Source organism: Cobetia sp. SIMBA_158 (assembly GCF_046566945.1).
Classification (GTDB): Bacteria; Pseudomonadota; Gammaproteobacteria; order Pseudomonadales; family Halomonadaceae; genus Cobetia; species Cobetia amphilecti.
The window spans coordinates 618,531-638,107 of the sequence record NZ_JAWJYL010000001.1 but is presented as its reverse complement, the minus strand read 5'-3'; the positions used below and the strand labels follow the sequence as shown (position 1 = coordinate 638,107).

Here is a 19,577-nt window from a genome sequence, read left to right as displayed (position 1 = left end):
AGGCGCTATCAAAAAAGCCGTCAACAAAAAGCCCCGCCAGGCAGTCACTGCCTGGCGGGGCTTTTTCATGCTCGACACTCTCGAGATACATCACATCATCGAGACACATCACAGCCTCGAGACACACCACTGCCGCTTTCGAAGCCTAGCCTTCCAGCAACAGCAGCAGTGACAGCGCGAACAGCACCCACATGGTCGGGCGAATCTCGCGCGCCTTGCCGACGCCGAGCTTGATGACCACGAAACTCAGGAAGCCGAACACGATACCGTGGGTGATGGAGTAGGTCAGCGGAATCATCACCATGGCGATGAAGGCCGGAATCGCATCATCGAACTGGTGCCAGTGGATCTTGCCGATCGGCTCCATCATGAACACGCCGACCAGAATCAGCGCCGGGGCAGTCGCGATGGACGGTACCAGCGACAGCAACGGTGCCAGGAACAGGAACGGCAGGAAGCAGAGCGCCACCACCACCGCGACCAGCCCGGTGCGTCCGCCCTGACTGATACCGGCCGCCGATTCGATGTAGGCATTTGCCGGGCTGGTACCCAGTGGCGCAGATACCAGCGCCGAGAAGGCATCGACCATCATCGAGCGACGGATATTGCGCGGGTCACCATTCTCGTCCTTCAGATTGCCCGCCTCGGCCACCGCCATGAAGGTCGAGAGCGCATCGAAGAACACCGTGAACAGGATGACGAAGATGAACGGCGCATAGGCCACCTTGAGCGAACCGAGCAGGTCCAGCGCCAGCAGGCCGCTGAAATCAGGCGCAGCGAAGATACCGGTGAAGTTGACCAGCGTCGGCTGAGCGATCTCCGGCGGGAAGTAGGCGCTGCCATCCCCCCACAGACGCCCGATGGTGGTCGCCATCAGGGTCGTGACGATGATGCCGATGATCAGTGCGCCGTGAATGCGCTTCGCGACCAGGATGGCGGTCAGCGCCAGCCCAAGCAGGAAGACCACCAGCGAGGGCGTCATCGGCGCCACACTGACCACGGTGACCGGATTTGAGACGATCAGCTTGGCATTCACCAGACCGATCAAGGTGATGAACAGGCCGATACCACAGGCGATGGCGTAGCGGAGCTGAGCGGGAATCGCATCGATCACCAGGCGGCGCACGTTGAACATGGCCAGTACCGCGAAGATGACGCCGGCCCAGAACACGCAGCCCAGCGCGACCTCCCAGCTCATGCCGCCGCCCAGCACCATGGTGTAGGCGAACAGGGCATTGATGCCCATGCCCGGCGCGACCAGGATCGGGTTGCGCGCGTACAGGCCCATCATCAAGCTGCCGAAGAAGCTGACCAGCACGGTCGCCGTGAGGGCGGCACTGAATGGCACGCCGGCGGCTGACAGGATGCCGGGATTGACCACGATGATGTACATCGACGCCATGAAGGTGGCGATGCCCGCCAGCACTTCCGTGCGCGTCGTGGTGCCTTCGGCACGCAGTGAGAATAGGCGCTCGAGCAAGATGATGACTCCCGTTCAGGATGAAGCGATTGAGTAGCAGCTCAGCGTCGACGAGTCGCCGACATGCTGCACCGAAATAACACACATTGAGCGCCCGCACCGCACTCGAAGAGTGCAGCAGCGCCACTGGCTATAGACAGTGTATTGCCTGGGGCCGCGAAGAGGGTGTTCCCGAGGGCCAGAATGTGGCATTCGCCTCAGGCCCGCTGCACTGAAACAAGCGCTTCTTTCGACAAGACCTACTGGCTACAAGACCTACTGGATCTACTGGCTGCTGGCTGGCCTCGCCAGTTGATCAGAAGGCTGTCCAGAAGGTCAGGTCATGGCGCGCACTGTGCCCTGCTGGCACACGCGTCGTCCACGTCTGTACCGTTATGCGTTCGCACTGGGCATTCACACGTTCGCCCCAGAATGTGACGCGCGGCATTATACTGAAAACATGTCGTTTCAGGGGACAAGATGGCAAGGAATCTGGCGCGGTGACACTTCGCCTCGCCGCAGTCACTTGATTGCATGTCTTGATCGTAGTGACTTGACCACAGTGCCAGCCGACGTGCCATGATGCCGGAAGGATCACTCTCTTCGTAGAAGCAAGGATTACGCCATGTCTCACGATTCTTCACACCCTTCCCCTTCGGAAGCCGACCTGCTGCCCTTGATCGTCGAACCGCAGCAGCTCGCGGAGATGCTCGACCATCCTGATATCGTGATCGTCGACGTGCCACTGAAAGCCGAGAGCCATGCGCGTCATGTGCCCGGCGCTCGCCTGCTCGACTTCAAGCAGCTGGTCGGCAGCAATGACGACGACATTCCCGGCGTGCCGAGCCCCGAGGCACTGTCTGGCGTGATGTCAGCGCTTGGCATCACCCGCGACAGCCATGTGGTGGCCTATGACGATGAAGGCGGCGGCTGGGCCGGACGCCTGCTGTGGACCCTGGCGCTGCTCGGTCATACCCGCTACAGCTACCTCAATGGTGGCCTGCACGCATGGCAAGGCGATGGCCTGCCGCTGAGTGACACCGCCAGCGACTGGAGCCCCAGCGAGTATCACGCCGCCTACATGGACACCAGCGTGATGGCGACGCGGGAAGACATTCTCGATCGACTGGCGGCCGAGGACCCGCAGGAAAGCGTTGTGGTCTGGGATGCGCGCTCCGCGGAGGAATATCGCGGCGAGAAGGGCCAGAACGCCCGCCTCGGCCATATCCCCGGCGCCGTGCATTTCGAGTGGACCGAGGCCATGGACCGTGAGCGCAACCTGCGTATCCGCGACTATGCGGAGCTGGTGACCGAACTGGGCGCTCGCGGCCTCAACCCCGAACAGCACATCGTGACGCACTGCCAGAGCCATCACCGCTCCGGCCTGACCTGGTTGGTGGGTCAGGCGCTGGGTTTCAGCGATGTGCGCGCCTATCCGGGCTCCTGGAAGGAATGGGGCAACCGTGACGATACGCCCATCGAGCGCTGACGACTGATAATGGGCTGATGGCTCCTGATAACAGGCTTAAGGCTCCAGACTGCAGCCTGAGACGGGCCTAGCGAGCGCCAGCACGCCAAGGCTGGCCATGCCGGGATGACACGCATGGCCTGTCTGGCAACTGTCGCCAGGCCCACGGCTGCGGCAATTCGCAGGCTTGAGCCGTTATTGACGATGGGCTAAGGTGCAGCCCAACTGCTGGCCGCCGCTGTTGCCGGCCAACGCCCGCCCTCTCGAGGAGCGGGCTTTTCATTCCTGAAAGTGCCTGCAAGGATCGCCATCGTGGATCGCGCCAAGCTGTTTTCCCTGAGCCAGTACCCACTGCCCCAGCACCTGATCTCACGTGTCATCGGCCGTGTCGCCGCCTGCACCAATCTGTGGGTCAAGAACACCTTCATCGAGCGTTTCATCAAGGCCTACGGTGTCAACATGAACGAGGCGCTCGAGGAGAATCCGCGTGCCTACGCCTGCTTCAATGACTTCTTTACCCGCGCCCTGAAGGCGGACGCCCGCCCCATCGGCGAAGGCCTGGTGTCACCGGCCGATGGCGTACTGTCCCAGTTCGGCAACATCGAACACGGCACTCTCGTACAGGCCAAGGGTCAGGCATTCTCGCTGACCCAGTTGCTGGGTGGCAGTGAAGAGCGCGCCGCGCCCTTCCGTAACGGTCGCTTCGCCACTGTCTATCTGTCACCGAAGGACTACCATCGCGTCCATATGCCGGTGGCCGGTCGTCTGGTCGAGATGGCTTATGTCCCGGGGCGTCTGTTCTCGGTCAACGAAGCCACCGCCAATCACGTGCCGGGCCTCTTCGCGCGCAACGAGCGCCTGGTGTGCATCTTCGAGACCGAGCATGGTCCGATGGCCATGGTGCTGGTCGGCGCGATGATCGTCGCGGCGATCAAGACCGTCTGGAGTGGTCAGGTCACGCCGCTTTCCGGTGATGTCGAGACGACCCGTTTCGATCAGCTCATCGAGCTGGCACATGGCGCCGAGATGGGCCGCTTCCAGCTCGGCTCCACCGTGGTGATGTGCTTCCCGGACAGCGTCGAGTTCGATGACGCCCTGACACCGGGCCAGAAGGTCAGCATGGGTCAGTCACTCGGCATGCGCCCGTCTGCGACAGCACCGGCCCCGACCGAGGCAGAAGAGCATGCGACAGAGACGGCGCAGGACACGCCGACTACAGACGAGAAATAAGGTCAGGCATGGCGCAGCGCGAGCACGACACTCGTGCATAAAGCCCGCACATGAAACCCGCGCATAAAAAAAGGGAAGCCCCTGGCTTCCCTTTTTAACGACAGGAGACTGACCGCGCTCCTCGCCTTCTTGCCTTGCCCCGCGATGAACGCTGCCATCGGGGTGATCACTACATTCAGTGCCCAAACAGATCAGAGTCCTCCATGACGGGCGTCACGCTCTCACGACGCGACTGCCGGATGATGCCTCGAAGGCTCCGAGGGTTCGAGCCATCATCTGTCGCCTTCTTTCACCATGCCCGATAAAAGAAGACCCGCTGCGACCATTGCCCTGGTCCTGCCATCACCTTGCCTGCGGGCTTCGCCGGCAAGCGCCAACCCTCCACGCTGACTACTCCAGTCTAGTCGACGCACGCTCGGCAAGCGTGTTGGCAATAAACGCTGGGATTCACGCAAATCACATCGAAAGCTGCCTCTCATGTCGGCTCTCAAGCACGTGATGCCGGGAAAGCGATCACCGCCGAGATATCGCGCTCTCCCAGCGCCAGCATGATCAGGCGATCCAGCCCCAGCGCCACCCCGCTCCCCGTGGGCATCCCCGCCTGCAAGGCCGCCACCAGGCGCTGGTCCGCCGCCACCTCAGGCAGGCCCTGGGCGACTCGCGCGGCATTGTCTTCGGCAAAGCGCGCCGCCTGCTCACTGGCATCGGTCAGCTCGTCATAGCCGTTGGCCAGCTCGATGCCCGCCACATAGGCCTCGAAACGCGACGCCACCCAATCGCCCTCACTGTCCTGATGCTTGCGCGCCAAGGCGGCCTGTGCGGCCGGGTACTCGGTGACCAGCTCCACGGTGGCTTGTCCCTTCGCTTCTATCCCCTCTGACCCTGGCCCCTGCGCTCCTGCGCCCTGTGCTTCTGCGCCCTGTGCTTCTGCGCCCTGTGACCCTAAGCCAAGAGTCGGCTCGATCACCAGGCTCATCAGCGCATCCAGGCAGGTCTCATGCGACCAGTCGTCAGCCGCGACCTCACATTCTCGCGCACAGGCGGCTCGTAGCTCCTCAAGCGAGGCCGTGAAGGGGTCCAGCGCCAGCACACGGCGAAACAGCGCACGGTAAGGCGTGATGGCAGGCCTGGCCTGGGCGCCTTGTGACTCATTGAGCAACGACGGCTGACCGGTCAGCTGTGCCCCGAGCGCCATCACGCGCCGGATCAACTCGCAGGTCTCCGTCATCAGCGCCTCAAGACTCATGCCGGGGCGATACCACTCCAGCATGCAGAACTCGGGATTGTGGCGGCGGCTGACCTCGCCATCGCGGAAGGCATGCGCGATCTGGAAGATCGGCCCGCTGCCGGCCGCCAACAGACGCTTCATGTGAAATTCCGGCGATGTCTGCAGCCACATCGGCACGCGCTCACGCTCGCCCGGCAACTGCGCGGTCAAGGACAATGATGCGAGACCGACATCCGTCGAACCGGCCTGCCCCAGCACCGGCGTTTCCACCTCCAGCACCTCACGCTCAGCGAAGAAAGCCCGCACCTCACTCATCAGACGCGCGCGCTGGACGAGCCGCTCGCGCGTGGCAGTGGGCGCCCAGTCCTCTGCCAGGGCAGCGCCTGGCGCGGCAGCGGCTGAGAGAGGTGAAGCAACGGCGGAAGAATCGGCATCAGACATGGACAGGCTCGAGGAAGGGATCAGCGGGAGCGTTGGCCAACCGGAAGGGCTGATCGACACGATCACCCTGCACGACCGACCAGCAGGAATGAGGAGCACGAAGGAGCAGCACAAACGATGATGCCCCGCACGAGGCGAGGCATCAGGGTGTTCACGACGTGAGCGAAAGGGCTCAGGCGCGAGACACGTACTCGGCGCTGCGGGTATCAACCTTGAGGACTTCGCCCTGGTTGATGAACAGCGGCACACGCACCACGGCACCGGAAGACAGGGTCGCCGGCTTGGAGCCACCGTTGGCGGTGTCGCCCTTGAGACCCGGGTCCGTCTCGACGACTTCCAGCTCGATGAAGTTCGGCGCGGTGACGGCGATCGCGTTGTCGTTCCACAGCGTGATGGTGTAGACGACCTGCTCTTTCAGCCACTTGACCGTGTCGCCCAGCGCCTTGCCATCGACAGCGTACTGCTCGAAGGAGCCATCGGTACGCATGAAGTGCCACATCTCACCGTCGGTGTAGAGGTATTCCATGTCGACTTCCATGACATCGGCGGCTTCGATGCTCTCGCCGGACTTGAAAGTACGCTCCCATACACGACCGGTCTTCAGGTTGCGCAGCTTGACGCGGTTGAAGGCCTGGCCCTTGCCCGGCTTGACCAGTTCGTTATCGACGATGGCACAGGGATCATTGTCCAGCATCACTTTCAGACCGGACTTGAATTCGTTGGTAGAATAGTTGGCCATCTTGCTCGCTCTCGACTCGTTAACGGGTCTTGCCCGCCATGAATTCCAGATTGCAGTCAATTGGCTGCAATCATGACTAGAAGTGATGCGCATGATAACCCGAACCCCTGCATCCTTGCATACCATCCCGCACACCAGCCACGAAAGTCGTGCCTCAGAGGCCTTCTCATCTGCCGCTGAAGCCCCGTCTGCCCCGAATGACTGGCGTGCACAGCTACGCGACGTGATCCGCTCTCCACAGGCTCTGCTGGAGCGTCTGGGGCTCGAGCGCGAATGGCTGCCGGGCGCCCGCGACGGCCATGAACTGTTCGCGATCCGTGTGCCCGAGGCCTATGCCAGCCGCATCCGCGCCAATGACCCCGACGACCCGCTATTGCGCCAGGTGCTGCCGCTGGACGCCGAGACCGACGTGCTCGACGGCTACGTCACCGATCCGCTGGAAGAGGCCGAACATACGCCGCTGCCGGGGCTGATCCACAAGTACACCAATCGGGTGCTGCTGATGGCCAGCGGCGGCTGCGCGATCAACTGCCGCTACTGCTTCCGCCGTCACTTCCCCTACGACGACCATCAGCCCAGCCGCGCGCAGTGGCAGGATATCCTCGACTACCTGCGCTCCGACGAGCGCATCCACGAGGTGATCCTGTCCGGTGGCGACCCGCTGGTCTCGCCCGACAAGCGCCTGGCGTGGCTGGTGGAGTCGCTGGGCGAGATCCCGCATCTCAAGCGCCTGCGCATCCACACGCGCCTGCCGGTGGTGATTCCGGACCGCGTCAATGACGAGCTGCTCGGCTGGCTGGGTACCACGCGCCTGCAGAAGGTGCTGGTCATTCACACCAACCATGCCAACGAGCTGGACGACGCCGTCGCTGCCGCCATGACTCGCCTCAAGAGCGCCGGCGTCACCCTGCTCAACCAGGGCGTCATCCTGCGCGGCGTCAATGACAGCGTGGAAGTGCAGACAGCCCTCGCCGAGCGACTCTTCGAGTGCGGCGTACTGCCCTACTACCTGCATGCCTTTGACCCCGTGCAGGGCGCCGCCCACTTCGCGGTCAGCGATGAAGAGGCCTGCAACCTGATGGAAGCGCTGCTTGAGCATCTGCCCGGCTTCCTGATGCCGCGCCTGGTACGTGAAGTGCCCGGCCGACGCTCCAAGACACCGCTTTCCAAGCCCCCTCTGTCCAAGCCCACGGTGTCCAAGACACATCCGGGAGTCGACGCCGCCGCCACTGGCCCTTCGGCGTCTTCCCCTGCGGGTGACGAGGGCGAGCCATCTTCGCTCAACCTGACAGGCATCATCGCCAGTGCGTGAATGGCGCCCTGGCAGCGTGAGGCAACAACAGGCGGCGTGCTGCACAAAATTTGCTACTATCGCTGGCCAATTTCATCATCGGCACACGCCCCGAGAGGCGTGGCCATGCTCAAGGAGCCCATCACATGCCTCATCTCGTCATTGATTATGCCGACAGTCTGGCCCCCAGCCTCGACATGGACGCGATCATGGATGACCTGCATGCCGCTGCCATGCAAAGTGGCCTGTTCAAGGAAACCGACATCAAGGTGCGCGCGGAAAGCTGGCGTCACTGGCGTCTGGCCGGCAATCAGGCACCGCTGGCGCACAAGCACGGCTTCGTCAACCTGCACTGCCACCAGCTGGAAGGCCGCAGCGATGACGACAAGTCGCGCCTGGCGGATATCCTGATGGAGGCCCTCAAGCCTCACTGCGAGGCGGCCCGCGAAGTCAGCGTGGAGATCGTCGAGATCACCCGCGCGACCTATCGCAAGCACAAGGCCTGAGCGCACAGGTGACTCACCGCCCCTGAGGCCGCAGACGAAAACGCCCCGTGGCCGAAAGCCACGGGGCGTTTTTCCTTCTTGCGATCAGCGATTCAGCCAACGGGTGGACTCAGGTGCCCGTCATGGCCATCGGAACGTGAAGCAGGTCATTGAGACGATGGGCGTGCTCGGCGGCCTCACGGCCCACCGACGTCAGATAGCCGCCATCCGGCAGCGTGGTCAACCCCTTGGCATGCAGACGCTCGGCGGCGGCCACCATGTCGGGACTGGCATCGTGGCGAATCTTCAAACCCTTGAGGGCGGCATCATGCGGAAACAGGCACAGCAGGTGCAGTTCATCGTCATAGGGTGACGGCATGGGCAAACTCCTGACGGCGTGGCGAGTGGCGTTTCAGTATGGCGTCAACTGACGAGCGACGAGTCGTCGGCGCTTCCCCTCCAGTCTAGCCCTCACACCCGAAAGCGCATTGCTGCTTTGGGACTATTCTGCGGCCAGATGACCAGACGACAACGCCCCCATCGCGGCAGCGATGGGGGCGTTGTCACTCACACACTGACTTGTCACTCAGAGCAGGCGTTCAGCGGCTGAATCACGGATCAGTGCTCGAGATCCTGCTGGCGATAGCCCATCAGGTAGAGCACGGCATCCAGGCCTAGGGTCGAGATCGACTGACGCGCCTGTTCACGCACCAGCGGCTTGGCGCGGAAGGCGATGCCCAGCCCCGCCTCGGCCAGCATCTTGAGGTCATTGGCACCGTCACCGACGGCGATGGTCTGCTCCATGCGCAGGCCATGACGCTCGGCGATCTCGCGCAGCAGCAGCGCCTTGCGCTCGGCATCGACGATCGGCTCGCGCACTTCACCGGTGACCTTGCCATTGACGATCACCAGCTCATTGGCGTGGATCTCATCAAAGCCCAGCAGCTGCTGAAGATGACGCGCGAAGTAGGTGAAGCCGCCGGACAGGATCGCGGTGCGATAGCCCAGCGCCTTGAGGTTGGCCATCAGGCGCTCGACCCCATCCATCAGCGGCAGATTGGCGGCGATATCGGCCAGCACCGACTCATCCAGGCCTTCCAGCTTGCTCATGCGTTCGCGGAAGCTTTCCTTGAAGTCCAGCTCGCCCCGCATGGCCCGCTCGGTGACTTCCGAGACTTCCTCGCCGACACCGTGACGACGCGCCAGCTCATCGATCACTTCGGTCTGGATCAGCGTCGAATCCATGTCGAAGCAGATCAGGCGACGATGACGACGCCAGATATCGTCTTCCTGGATCGCGATGTCGACACCGTGCAGCGCGCCCAGCGCCAGCGCCTTCTCGCGCAGGGCGTTGATGTCGGTGTCACTCTCCGGCAGGCGCAGCCAGCACTCGACACAGGCGCCTTCGGCCGGTGACTCGCCATCCAGCGGCTCACGCCCCGACAGACGATGCATCAGCTCGACGGTGATGCCGAATTCGGCCGTCAGGCCACCGACCTCGGCCAGAATGCCGGCCGGCAGACACGGCGCCAGCAGCGTCAGAATCCAGCGCGGGCGCTCCGCCTGATGGCTCCAGCGCGCGTATTCCTCAGCACCGACCTGCACGGCCTGCACATCCAGCCCCAGCTGTTCACCGGCGGCGGCCAGCGCGGCTTCCAGATCGGACTCCGCACCGAGAGCCACCAGCGCTTCCAGCGACACCAGCCCGAAGGTCACGCTCTGATTGATGTCCAGCAGTCGTGCGCCGCTGCGCGCCAGCGCCTGACCAAGCCCTGCCAGCTGTCCTGGACGAGCCGTACCGGTGGCACGGATCAAGATACGTTGTGTCATTGGAAAATCATTCCTGAGCAATGAATCATCAAGGTGTCGCCCACGGGACATGTCGGCGTCAACGCCGACGCACCTCAGCTAACAAGCCAGGCCATCCGGCCCGGATTCAACTATCGACGGCCAGACGGTCGACCTTCTGGAAGCCCTTGGGCAGCTTGCTGCCGCGGCGGCCACGCTCGCCACGATAATAATCGAGATCCGCCCCCTTGAGCAGGGTCTTGCGCTTGCCGGCATGCACCACCAGGGTCGCGCCGGCGGGCAAGACCACCAGCGAGCGCACGAACTCCTCGCGGTTGGCGGCGCGTTCGCCCGGAATAGACAGCATCTTGTTGCCCTTGCCCTTGGACATCTCGGGCAGTTCGGAGAGCGGGAAGACCAGCAGGCGCCCTTCGTTGGACACCACCGCCACTTCCAAGGCCGCGGGCGTGCCATCGGCAGCCTCCGGCACTGTCGGCACCTCGACCGGTGGCAGCACCGCACAGCCGCGCGGCAAGGTCAGCGCCGCCTTGCCGGACTTGTTCTTGCCGGTGAGCTGCTCGAGCGTGGTCACGAAGCCATAGCCGCCATCGGAGGCCAGCAGATAGCGCGCGGAAGGCGCATCGAGCAGCAGCCCGACCATCGCCGCCCCCGCCGCCGGGTTCATGCGCCCGGTGATCGGTTCGCCCTGCCCGCGCGCACTGGGCAGATTGTGCGCGGCCAGGGTGTAGGCACGCCCGGTGTCATCCAGCAGCACCAGCGGCTGATTGGTCTTGCCGCGCGCCGCCAGATGGAAGCGGTCGCCGGCCTTGTAGGACAGGCCTTCGGGATCGATATCATGCCCCTTGGCGGCACGGATCCAGCCCTTCTCGGACAGCGCGACGGTGATCGGGTCGGCGCCCATCAGCTCGACTTCCGACAGTGCCTTGGCTTCGCCGCGCTCGACCAGCGGCGAGCGACGTGCATCACCGAAGTCGGTGGCGGCCTGCTCAAGCTCACTGTCGATCAGGTCCGTCAGTGCCTCGTCATTGCCCAGCAGATGCTTGAGGTGCTTGCGCTCGCGCTTGAGCTCGTCCTGCTCGCCACGCAGCTTCATCTCTTCAAGACGTGCCAGGTGACGCAGACGCAGCTCGAGGATCGCCTCGGCCTGACGCTCGGAGAGCTGGAAGGTCTCGATCAGGCTGGCCTTGGGGTCTTCCTCCTCACGGATGATGCGAATCACCTCGTCGAGATTCAGATAAGCCGTCAGCAGACCCTCGAGGATATGCAGACGGTCCTCGACCTTGGCCAGACGATGCTCGAGGCGGCGACGCACGGTGGCGCGACGATAGCGCAGCCACTCGGCCAGCATCTCGTGCAGCGCCATCACCCGCGGGCGCCCCTTGAGGTCGATGACGTTCATGTTGACGCGCGCGTTCTTCTCGAGGTCCGTGGTGGCGAACAGATGCGCCATCAGGCCTTCGATATCGACACGATTGGAGCGCGGCTGAATCAGCAGGCGCGTCGGGTTCTCGTGGTCGGACTCATCACGCAGGTCCGCGACCATCGGCAGCTTCTTGGCCTGCATCTGGGCGGCGATCTGCTCGATCACCTTGGCGCCGGAGACCTGATACGGCAGCGCCGTGATCACGATATCGCCCTCCTCCAGCACATAGCGGGCGCGCATCTTCACGCTGCCACGACCGGTGCGGTAGAGCTTGGCGAGGTCGGTGCGCGGCGTGATGATCTCCGCCTCGGTGGGGAAGTCCGGTGCCGGCAGGTACTCCATCAGCTGATCGCTGTCGGAGTCCGGATGACGCAGCAGATGGCGCGTGGCGGCCACGACTTCATGCACGTTGTGCGGCGGGATGTCGGTCGCCATGCCCACCGCGATACCGGTGGTGCCGTTGAGCAGCACATTGGGCAGACGCGCCGGCAGCACCTTGGGCTCGTTCATGGTGCCATCGAAGTTGGGCACCCAGTCGACGGTACCCTGGGAGAGCTCGGACAGCAGCACCTCGGAGTACTTCGACAGCCGCGATTCGGTGTAACGCATGGCCGCGAAGGACTTGGGGTCATCCTGGCTACCCCAGTTGCCCTGGCCATCCACCAGCGGATAGCGATAGCTGAACGGCTGCGCCATCAGCACCATCGCCTCGTAACAGGCGCTGTCACCGTGGGGGTGGAACTTGCCCAGTACGTCGCCGACGGTACGCGCCGACTTCTTGTACTTGGCATTGGCCGTCAGGGACAGTTCGCGCATGGCGTAGACGATGCGGCGCTGCACCGGCTTCATGCCATCGCCGACATGCGGCAGGGCGCGGTCGAGAATCACGTACATCGAATAGTCGAGGTACGCCTTTTCGGTGTAGTCGCGCAGGGCCAGACGTTCGACGTCACCCTCCGCGACCTGGATATCCATGCTCATGGGCGCTTGACCTTGATTACGAGCGTAAAACCGGGGAGCGCCTGACTGTGGCGCTCCCGAAAGAATGCTGTCGCGCAGCTTGTCCGGCTTTCGAAGTTCAGCTGCGCTCGAAGCTCACGATGATCAGACCTCGATGTCGGCCATGTTGCCGTAGTCCTCGAGCCAGCTCTTGCGATCACTGGCGCGCTTCTTGGCCAGCAGCATGTCGAGCATTTCATGGGTGCCGTCATCTGCACTGCGCGTCAGCTGCACCAGACGACGGGTGTCCGGCGCCATGGTCGTTTCCCGCAGTTGCAGCGGATTCATCTCACCCAGACCCTTGAAGCGCTGCACGTTGGGTGTGCCACGCTTGCTCTCGAGCTGCTTGAGGATGTGCGCCTTCTCGCTCTCGTCCAGGGCGTAATGCACTTCCTTGCCCAGGTCGATGCGGTACAGCGGCGGCATGGCGACGAAGACGCGCCCGGCATCCACCAGCGCCGGGAAGTGACGCACGAACAGCGCGCACAGCAGCGTGGCGATGTGCAGACCATCGGAGTCGGCATCCGCCAGGATGCAGACCTTGTGATAGCGCAGCTTGGTGAGGTCGTCCGAGCCCGGGTCCAGGCCGATGGCGACCGCGATGTCGTGGACTTCCTGGGAGGAGTAGATGTCATGCGACTCGACTTCCCAGGTATTGAGGATCTTGCCGCGCAGCGGCAGGATCGCCTGGGTCTCGCGGTTGCGGCCCTGCTTGGCGCTGCCGCCGGCGGAGTCACCCTCGACCAGAAACAGCTCACTGTCGGCAGGGTCGGAGCTTGAGCAGTCCGAGAGCTTGCCCGGCAGTGCAGGCCCGGAGGTGACCTTCTTGCGCGCGACCTTCTTGGCGCTCTTCAGACGGCGCTGGGCCGCCGAGATCACCAGTTCCGCCAGTGCTTCGGCCTGATCGACATGGTGGTTGAGCCACAGCGAGAAGGCGTCCTTGACCACGCCGGAGACGAAGGCGGCGACGCTGCGCGAGGACAGACGCTCCTTGGTCTGGCCGGCGAACTGCGGATCGAGCATCTTCACCGACAGCACGAAGGCGGCGCGCTCCCACAGGTCATCCGCGCTCAGCTTGACGCCACGCGGCAGCAGGCTGCGGTAGTCGCAGAATTCCTTGAGCGCCTCGAGCAGACCGGAGCGCAAGCCATTGACGTGGGTACCGCCCAGCGGCGTGGGGATCAGGTTGACGTAGGGTTCCTGCACCAGCTCGCCGCCTTCCGGCAGCCACTGGATCGCCCAGTCGACCCCGTGCTCCTCGTCCTCGAAATGGCCGACGAACGGCGATTCCGGCAGGCGTTCGAAGCCATCGGTGGCGCCGAGCAGGTAATCGCGCAGGCCATCCTCGTAGTGCCAGGTCGTCTCGCTGCCATCGGTCTCGATGAGCACGACCTTGAGGCCCGGACACAGCACGGCCTTGGCACGCAGCAGGTGGCGCAGGCGCGGCATCGCCAGGCGCGGGCTGTCGAAGTAGCTCTCGTCCGGCCAGAAGCGCACCAGGGTGCCGGTATTGCGCTTGCCGACGGTGCCGATCTGGGTCAGCTCCTCGGCCTTCTCGCCATTCTCGAAGGCGATGCGCTGACGCAGGCCATCGCGGCATACTTCCACTTCCAGACGCGTCGACAACGCATTGACCACCGAGACGCCCACGCCGTGCAGGCCGCCGGAGAAGCGGTAGCTGTCCTGGGAGAACTTGCCCCCCGCGTGCAGCTTGGTGAGGATCAGCTCGATGCCGGTCACGCCATGCTCGGGGTGGATGTCGGTGGGCATGCCACGACCGTCATCGCCGACCTCGATACCGCCATTCTCGAGCAGGCGCACGCGGATTTCCTTCGCGTGCCCCGCCAGCGCCTCATCGACGGAGTTGTCGATGACTTCCTGCGCCAGGTGGTTGGGCCGAGAAGTGTCGGTATACATGCCGGGCCGCTTGCGGACCGGTTCGAGGCCGGAGAGGACCTCAATGGAACTGGCGCTGTACTGACTCATCGCAGCCTTGTGTCCTTGGTGTTGACGCCCGCCATCCGACTCGCCATTTCACGTGCGCGAGACGGACAACGGATTCCTGAAAAATGAGAGACCGGCGCCTGGCGTTCAGCATCGAACGCCCTGCCAAGTCGTGCCAATCCATGTCGTGCCAAGAGGTGCCTTGCCCAGCCGGGTCGTGGTGTGTCGTAGCAGAAAGCACCACGCGCATGACCTGCTAGTCCGGCGCGACATGCATCGCCGCTGCGGTGGCGGGGGCCAGCCGGTGCCCGCCATGCGCCATGATCGCCGGCAGATATTCCGCCAGCTGCGCAAAGCCGTGATCGCCACCCGGTGTGATGATCAAGCGACTTCCCTGATAGAGCCCTGCGGCATCATTGACATCCAATGTCTCATCGGCCGTCGCCAACAGCACCAGGGTGCGCTGCGCCGTGACCGGTTCCGCTTCCAATGCGAGCAGTCCGGGCCCGAAATCCTCGGTGACGGTGAACGTCACGCCGGTATAGGGGTTGGCATGCACCGAGCCGAGCCATTCGCTGACCAGTCGCGCGGGACGCACGGCCGGATTGATCAGCACGCTGCGCGGCCCCTGACGCCAGACGCTCTGAGAAGGACCTGCCGGCCCCTCGAGGCGTGCGGCCTCACGCGCGACCAGCCAGGTGGCCAGAAAGCCGCCCATGGAGCTGCCGATCACCATGATGGCGTCATCACAGGCAGGGTCTGCGGGGTCCAGCGCCAGGCGCTCACACAACGTGAGATAGGCCGCGTTGACCGCCGCCTGACCCGCGCCGGGCTCCGGGGGGATGTCCGGCATCACGCACGGCAGGCCGAACTGCTCTGCCGCGCGCTGCATCAAGCGTGCCTTGGGCGAACAACTGGCCGAATTGAAGCCGTGCAGATACAGCAGACCCTTGACGGGCGCGGTGGCGTGCATCGCTGCCGTATCTGACGGAAAGGGGGAATTGGCCATCAGCACTCCCGACAACACGCCAGACCGCGAAACCTCCCCTCCCACGCCTCAAGATGGCTGGGCATCTCTCGAGCGTTCATAGGTTGGGAGCAGGGTTTTCGACGGTCTGCGTCGTGCTGTCTAGTGTAAACGATTGATTCGCTTATAGGATAGCGAGAATACTGTATAAATCAACAGAGAGCGACGACTGCCGCCGCTCGTCTTGCATGGCATATCAGCATGCCCTTACACGCTCTCTCACTCACACCCTCACTCACATCCGCCGTGGGCTCAGCGCGGGTCCTGATCCTGGGCTGCCCACACCGCTTCGATCAGCGCACGGCTGGAGGCATCCAGTGTCTCGAAGCCTTCGCCAGTGGTCATGGTCGCTTCGGTGGCGGTGGCGATCTGCTTGCCCAGCTCCACGCCCCACTGATCGAACGGGTTGATATCCCAGATGGTGGCCTGAACGAAGACCTTCTGCTCGTAGAGCGCAATCAACGCACCCAGCGTTTCCGGCGTCAGCGTTTCCAGCAACAGCGTGGTCGACGGCTGATTGCCACGGTAGCGCTTGTGGTTCGGCTGCGCCTCATCACCGGGGATGGCGTCATCGCCCAGCATCAGTACACGTGACTGGGCAAAGCAGTTGGCCAGCGTCAGGCGGTGCTGTGCCTTGAGGTGGGCGCGCGTCTCGGCGTCCTCGACGTGATCATAACGGCACATCGGCGCGATGAAGTCACACTCGACCGCCTGGGTGCCCTGGTGCAGCAGCTGATAGAAGGCGTGCTGGGCGTTGGGCCCCAGCTGGCCCCACAGCACCGGACAGGTCGAGTAGTCGATCATCTCGCCATCGTTGGTCACCGACTTGCCGTTGGATTCCATCTCCAGCTGCTCGAGGTAGCTTGCGAAGTACTCCAGCCGGCCATCATAGGGCAGGATGGAGTGGGCGCGGATATCCAGGAAGTTGTTGTTCCAGATCCCGGCCAGCGCCAGCAGCACCGGCAGGTTGTCTACCAGCGGCGCGGTGCGGAAGTGCTCATCCAGCTCATGCGCCCCGGCCAGCAGACGACGGAAGTTGTCCATGCCGACATTAAGCGCGATGGGCAGACCGATGGTGCCCCACAGCGAATAGCGGCCGCCGACCCAATCCCAGAACAGCAGCTGATGTTCCGGCGCGATGCCCCACTCGGTCATCTTCTCCGGCTTGGCGGAAGCGCCGATGAAGTGCTGGCGGTTGATCAGCGCTTCCAGGCGCCCTTCCGGGTCGAGGCGTGATTTGAGCCAGTCGCGCGCGGTGCGGGCATTGGACAGCGTGTCGATGGTCGAGAATGACTTGGAGGACAGGATGAACAGCGTGGTTTCCGGACTGAGCGATTCGAGGTAATCGGCCAGCTGAGAGCCATCCATGGTCGAGGCGAAGTGCACGCCGATCTCGTGGATGTCCTTGGGACGGCAATCGCTCAGGGCGCTGGAGACCATCAATGGGCCCAGGTCCGAGCCACCGACACCGAGGTTGACCACATCGGTGATCGGCTTGCCGGTGGCGCCACGCCACTGGCCGCTGTGGAAGGTGTCGACCATCTCGGCCAGGTGCTCGAGGCTCTCGTGGATGGCCGGCACGATATCCTCGCCGTCCACCTCGAGGCTGGCGGAGCGCGGCAGACGCAGCGCGGCGTGCAGCGCCGAACGGTCTTCGGAGCGATTGACATGTTCACCGGCCAGCAGGCGCTTGATGCCCTGCTCGACACCGGTTTCGCGCGCCAGATCCAGCAGCAGCTCCAGGGTCTCGCCCTTGAGGCGCTGCTTGGAGAGATCCAGACGCAACCCCGCGGCAGAGCGCGTGAAGGTCGCCACTCGGTCACGCCCTTGCGCCGCATCCTCGGCGAACAGGTCCTTCAGATGCACATCGGCCATCTGCTCTTGGTGATGGCGCGCGAGAGCCTGCCAGGCCTGGGTATTACGACGCGCAGAACGTGCCGCTGATTGAGTGGACATGGCCACCTCTCTCCTTGAAGTGTAATGACCGGCCCTGCATGGCCCGGCCTGAAATCGATTGATGGAGGCATCACCCGCCGGCCGTGACGGGTGCGTCACGGGCGCCGAATGCGTAGAATGGCGGGCCCGACGGGGCGCTCTGCCCGGCCGGTCCTCGGCCACAGGCATGTCGCCCTGGCCCACTGCCCGATGAAGCCTTGATCCATGAGTGATGCATCTTACCGTGACGCGATATTTACGACACCCCTTGACCGTGTCGCCAGCTTCTCCTTCGACGAGCAGGTCGTCAGCTGCTTTCCGGACATGCTGCGCCGCTCGGTGCCGGGTTACGGTCAGATCATCGCCATGCTGGGCCTGATGGCCCGCGCTCACCTGCGCCCCGGCGCGCGGGTCTATGATCTGGGCTGCTCACTGGGTGCTGCCAGCATGGCGCTGGCCCGCGAGATGGCCGCCGAGGATATCGAGATCGAAGCCGTCGATCTGTCCAGACCGATGGTCGAGCGCGCCAGCCGCGAACTCGCCGAGGCCTTCCCCGACCACCGCATCAACGTCACCGAAGCCGACATTCGCACCCTCGACTATCAGCCGGCCGGCATGATCGTGGTCAATCTGACGCTGCAGTTCCTGCCGCCGGAAGACCGCGACGCCGTGATCGACAAGCTGTTCGCGGCGCTGGAACCCGGCGGCGTGTTGATCCTCTCCGAGAAGATCATCAGCGATGATCCGGTCGAGAATGCCTGGCTGATCGAACGGTATCATGACTTCAAGCGCGCCAACGGCTACTCCGATCTGGAAATCTCCCAGAAACGTGAGGCCCTCGAGGACGTGATGAAGCCCGACAGCCTGAACACGCATCACGAGCGCCTGGCGCGCGCCGGCTTCCAGCGCAGCCACACCTGGCTGCAATACCTGAATTTCGCATCGATGGTCGCCTTCAAAGCCGCCGAATGACCGCTACGCCTGCACGGACCCGACCCAGCGCATGAGCATTTCCCCGTATGACCGCGACCTTTACCGCGCCTTCACCGAGCTTGCCTGTGAGCCAGGCGCCGTCGGCGACGGCTTCGCCCGCTGGCTGGGCGCCCTGCCCGAGCAATTGGCCACTGGCCTGGACCGCAAGCGTCACGCCGACCTCAAGGCCTGGCATGGCGCGCTGGAAAAGCTGCCCGCCCTGCCCGACGCGCGCGATGTTCAGCTGGATGCCGACCGGGTCGGTGCACGCTTTCCCACTGGCCTGACTAGCGGCCAGCTGCGCCAGAGCGAGAACCTGCTGCGCGCGATGATGCCGTGGCGAAAGGGCCCCTATCAGCTCGACGAGATCCATATCGACACCGAATGGCGCTCCGACTGGAAGTGGCAGCGTCTCGCGCCGCATCTGTCGGATCTCACCCATCGCCGCGTGCTGGATGTCGGCGGCGGCAATGGCTACCACGGCTGGCGCATGGTCGGTGCAGGTGCAGCCTTCACGCTGGTGATCGACCCTTCGCCGCGCTTCTACTGCCAGTTCCATGCCGTGCGCCACTTCATCGGCGCGGACCACCCCCAGGGCCGCAACCTGCACTTCCTGCCGGTGGGCATCGAGGATGTGCCGACGAAGATGGGCGCCTTCGATACCGTGTTCTCGATGGGCGTGCTCTATCACCGCCCCTCGCCGATGGACCACCTCTTCCAGCTGCGCGACACCCTGCGTCCCGGCGGCGAGCTGGTGCTGGAAACCCTGGTGGTGGAAGGTGACGTGACGACGGTGCTGATGCCCGGCGAACGTTATGCCGCGATGCCCAATGTCTACTTCCTGCCCTCCTCGCAGGCGCTGGCTCACTGGTGCGAGCGCGCCGGCTTCAAGGACGTGCGCATCGTCGATGAAGCCGTGACCACCCTGGACGAGCAGCGTGCCACCGACTGGATGACCTACCACTCGCTGAGCGACTTCCTCGATCCCGCTGACCCGAGCCTGACCCGCGAAGGCCGCCCGGCGCCGCGGCGTGCGGTGCTGATCGCCACTCGCGCCTGAACGAACGCCTGAACACGCGTTCGAGACACGAACTTCTCGTCGCGCCAGGGCCGACGGCGGCAGAGAT

At 64.0% G+C, this 19,577-nt stretch carries 15 protein-coding genes; 6 read left to right on the top strand and 9 right to left on the bottom strand.

What is annotated here, in order from left to right:
- Nucleotides 1-145 precede the first annotated feature (145 nt).
- Entirely contained in the window at nt 146-1,480 is a 1,335-nt protein-coding gene (locus R2R70_RS02940) for an NCS2 family permease (RefSeq protein ID WP_082388884.1), read from the bottom strand.
- Between the two features lie 604 nt (nt 1,481-2,084).
- On the opposite strand from R2R70_RS02940, the gene R2R70_RS02935 reads away from it, so the two are divergent.
- Both R2R70_RS02935 and asd read left to right on the top strand, forming a co-directional pair.
- The gene (locus R2R70_RS02935; protein WP_279831148.1) at nt 2,085-2,948 is read left to right on the top strand and encodes a sulfurtransferase; all 864 of its coding nucleotides are present in this window, start codon (nt 2,085-2,087) and stop codon (nt 2,946-2,948) included.
- 291 nt (nt 2,949-3,239) lie between these two features.
- The gene (asd, locus tag R2R70_RS02930) at nt 3,240-4,157 is read left to right on the top strand and encodes an archaetidylserine decarboxylase (protein ID WP_410977225.1); all 918 of its coding nucleotides are present in this window, start codon (nt 3,240-3,242) and stop codon (nt 4,155-4,157) included.
- A 487-nt stretch (nt 4,158-4,644) separates the two neighbouring features.
- Here the strand turns inward: asd and R2R70_RS02925 are convergent, their stop codons facing one another.
- Together R2R70_RS02925 and efp are read right to left on the bottom strand one after the other, a co-directional pair.
- A complete protein-coding gene (locus tag R2R70_RS02925) occupies nt 4,645-5,760 on the bottom strand; it encodes an EF-P lysine aminoacylase GenX (RefSeq protein ID WP_410977324.1) in 1,116 nt (371 codons plus the stop codon).
- A gap of 238 nt (nt 5,761-5,998) precedes the next feature.
- The gene (gene efp, locus R2R70_RS02920) at nt 5,999-6,565 is read right to left on the bottom strand and encodes an elongation factor P (RefSeq protein WP_043335182.1); all 567 of its coding nucleotides are present in this window, start codon (nt 6,563-6,565) and stop codon (nt 5,999-6,001) included.
- A 91-nt stretch (nt 6,566-6,656) separates the two neighbouring features.
- Between efp and epmB the strand changes: the two genes are divergently transcribed.
- Both epmB and R2R70_RS02910 read left to right on the top strand, forming a co-directional pair.
- Nucleotides 6,657-7,877, top strand: a complete 1,221-nt coding sequence (epmB, locus tag R2R70_RS02915) for an EF-P beta-lysylation protein EpmB (RefSeq protein WP_410977224.1) — start codon at nt 6,657-6,659, stop codon at nt 7,875-7,877.
- Nucleotides 7,878-8,002: 125 nt separating this feature from the next.
- Entirely contained in the window at nt 8,003-8,362 is a 360-nt protein-coding gene (locus R2R70_RS02910; protein ID WP_043335180.1) for a 5-carboxymethyl-2-hydroxymuconate Delta-isomerase, read from the top strand.
- Nucleotides 8,363-8,471: 109 nt separating this feature from the next.
- Here R2R70_RS02910 and R2R70_RS02905 read toward each other — a convergent pair whose 3' ends face one another.
- From R2R70_RS02905 to pgi, 6 genes are all read right to left on the bottom strand, one after another.
- Nucleotides 8,472-8,720, bottom strand: a complete 249-nt coding sequence (locus R2R70_RS02905) for a TIGR02647 family protein (protein WP_043335179.1) — start codon at nt 8,718-8,720, stop codon at nt 8,472-8,474.
- Nucleotides 8,721-8,959: 239 nt separating this feature from the next.
- Nucleotides 8,960-10,171 carry a phosphoserine phosphatase SerB gene (serB, locus tag R2R70_RS02900; protein ID WP_054557084.1) on the bottom strand — a complete coding sequence of 404 codons (1,212 nt, stop codon included), beginning with the start codon at nt 10,169-10,171 and terminating at the stop codon, nt 8,960-8,962.
- A gap of 106 nt (nt 10,172-10,277) precedes the next feature.
- Complete coding sequence (gene parC / locus R2R70_RS02895; RefSeq protein ID WP_131431579.1) at nt 10,278-12,554, bottom strand: DNA topoisomerase IV subunit A; 2,277 nt, start codon at nt 12,552-12,554, stop codon at nt 10,278-10,280.
- A 123-nt stretch (nt 12,555-12,677) separates the two neighbouring features.
- Nucleotides 12,678-14,558 (bottom strand): DNA topoisomerase IV subunit B, encoded by a 1,881-nt coding sequence (parE, locus tag R2R70_RS02890; protein ID WP_043335172.1) that lies wholly within the window; start codon nt 14,556-14,558, stop codon nt 12,678-12,680.
- A gap of 214 nt (nt 14,559-14,772) precedes the next feature.
- Entirely contained in the window at nt 14,773-15,525 is a 753-nt protein-coding gene (locus tag R2R70_RS02885; protein ID WP_233593451.1) for a YqiA/YcfP family alpha/beta fold hydrolase, read from the bottom strand.
- 270 nt (nt 15,526-15,795) lie between these two features.
- On the bottom strand, nt 15,796-17,499 hold the full coding sequence (gene pgi / locus R2R70_RS02880; RefSeq protein WP_410977223.1) for a glucose-6-phosphate isomerase: 1,704 nt from the start codon (nt 17,497-17,499) through the stop codon (nt 15,796-15,798).
- Between the two features lie 204 nt (nt 17,500-17,703).
- Here pgi and cmoA point away from each other — a divergent pair, with 204 nt between their 5' ends.
- Together cmoA and cmoB are read left to right on the top strand one after the other, a co-directional pair.
- Entirely contained in the window at nt 17,704-18,450 is a 747-nt protein-coding gene (cmoA, locus tag R2R70_RS02875; protein ID WP_043335167.1) for a carboxy-S-adenosyl-L-methionine synthase CmoA, read from the top strand.
- A 31-nt stretch (nt 18,451-18,481) separates the two neighbouring features.
- Nucleotides 18,482-19,510, top strand: coding sequence for a tRNA 5-methoxyuridine(34)/uridine 5-oxyacetic acid(34) synthase CmoB (gene cmoB, locus R2R70_RS02870; protein ID WP_410977222.1), 1,029 nt, complete (start codon nt 18,482-18,484; stop codon nt 19,508-19,510).
- Nucleotides 19,511-19,577 lie beyond the last annotated feature (67 nt).

Coding starts and splice junctions, on each gene's coding strand:
- R2R70_RS02905 (WP_043335179.1), bottom strand. CDS start 8,720: ATGCCGTCACCCTATGACGATGAACTGCACCTGCTGTGCCTGTTTCCG.
- serB (WP_054557084.1), bottom strand. CDS start 10,171: ATGACACAACGTATCTTGATCCGTGCCACCGGTACGGCTCGTCCAGGA.
- epmB (WP_410977224.1), top strand. CDS start 6,657: ATGATAACCCGAACCCCTGCATCCTTGCATACCATCCCGCACACCAGC.
- pgi (WP_410977223.1), bottom strand. CDS start 17,499: ATGTCCACTCAATCAGCGGCACGTTCTGCGCGTCGTAATACCCAGGCC.
- R2R70_RS02910 (WP_043335180.1), top strand. CDS start 8,003: ATGCCTCATCTCGTCATTGATTATGCCGACAGTCTGGCCCCCAGCCTC.
- R2R70_RS02885 (WP_233593451.1), bottom strand. CDS start 15,525: ATGGCCAATTCCCCCTTTCCGTCAGATACGGCAGCGATGCACGCCACC.
- cmoA (WP_043335167.1), top strand. CDS start 17,704: ATGAGTGATGCATCTTACCGTGACGCGATATTTACGACACCCCTTGAC.
- efp (WP_043335182.1), bottom strand. CDS start 6,565: ATGGCCAACTATTCTACCAACGAATTCAAGTCCGGTCTGAAAGTGATG.
- cmoB (WP_410977222.1), top strand. CDS start 18,482: ATGAGCATTTCCCCGTATGACCGCGACCTTTACCGCGCCTTCACCGAG.
- R2R70_RS02935 (WP_279831148.1), top strand. CDS start 2,085: ATGTCTCACGATTCTTCACACCCTTCCCCTTCGGAAGCCGACCTGCTG.
- parC (WP_131431579.1), bottom strand. CDS start 12,554: ATGAGCATGGATATCCAGGTCGCGGAGGGTGACGTCGAACGTCTGGCC.
- parE (WP_043335172.1), bottom strand. CDS start 14,558: ATGAGTCAGTACAGCGCCAGTTCCATTGAGGTCCTCTCCGGCCTCGAA.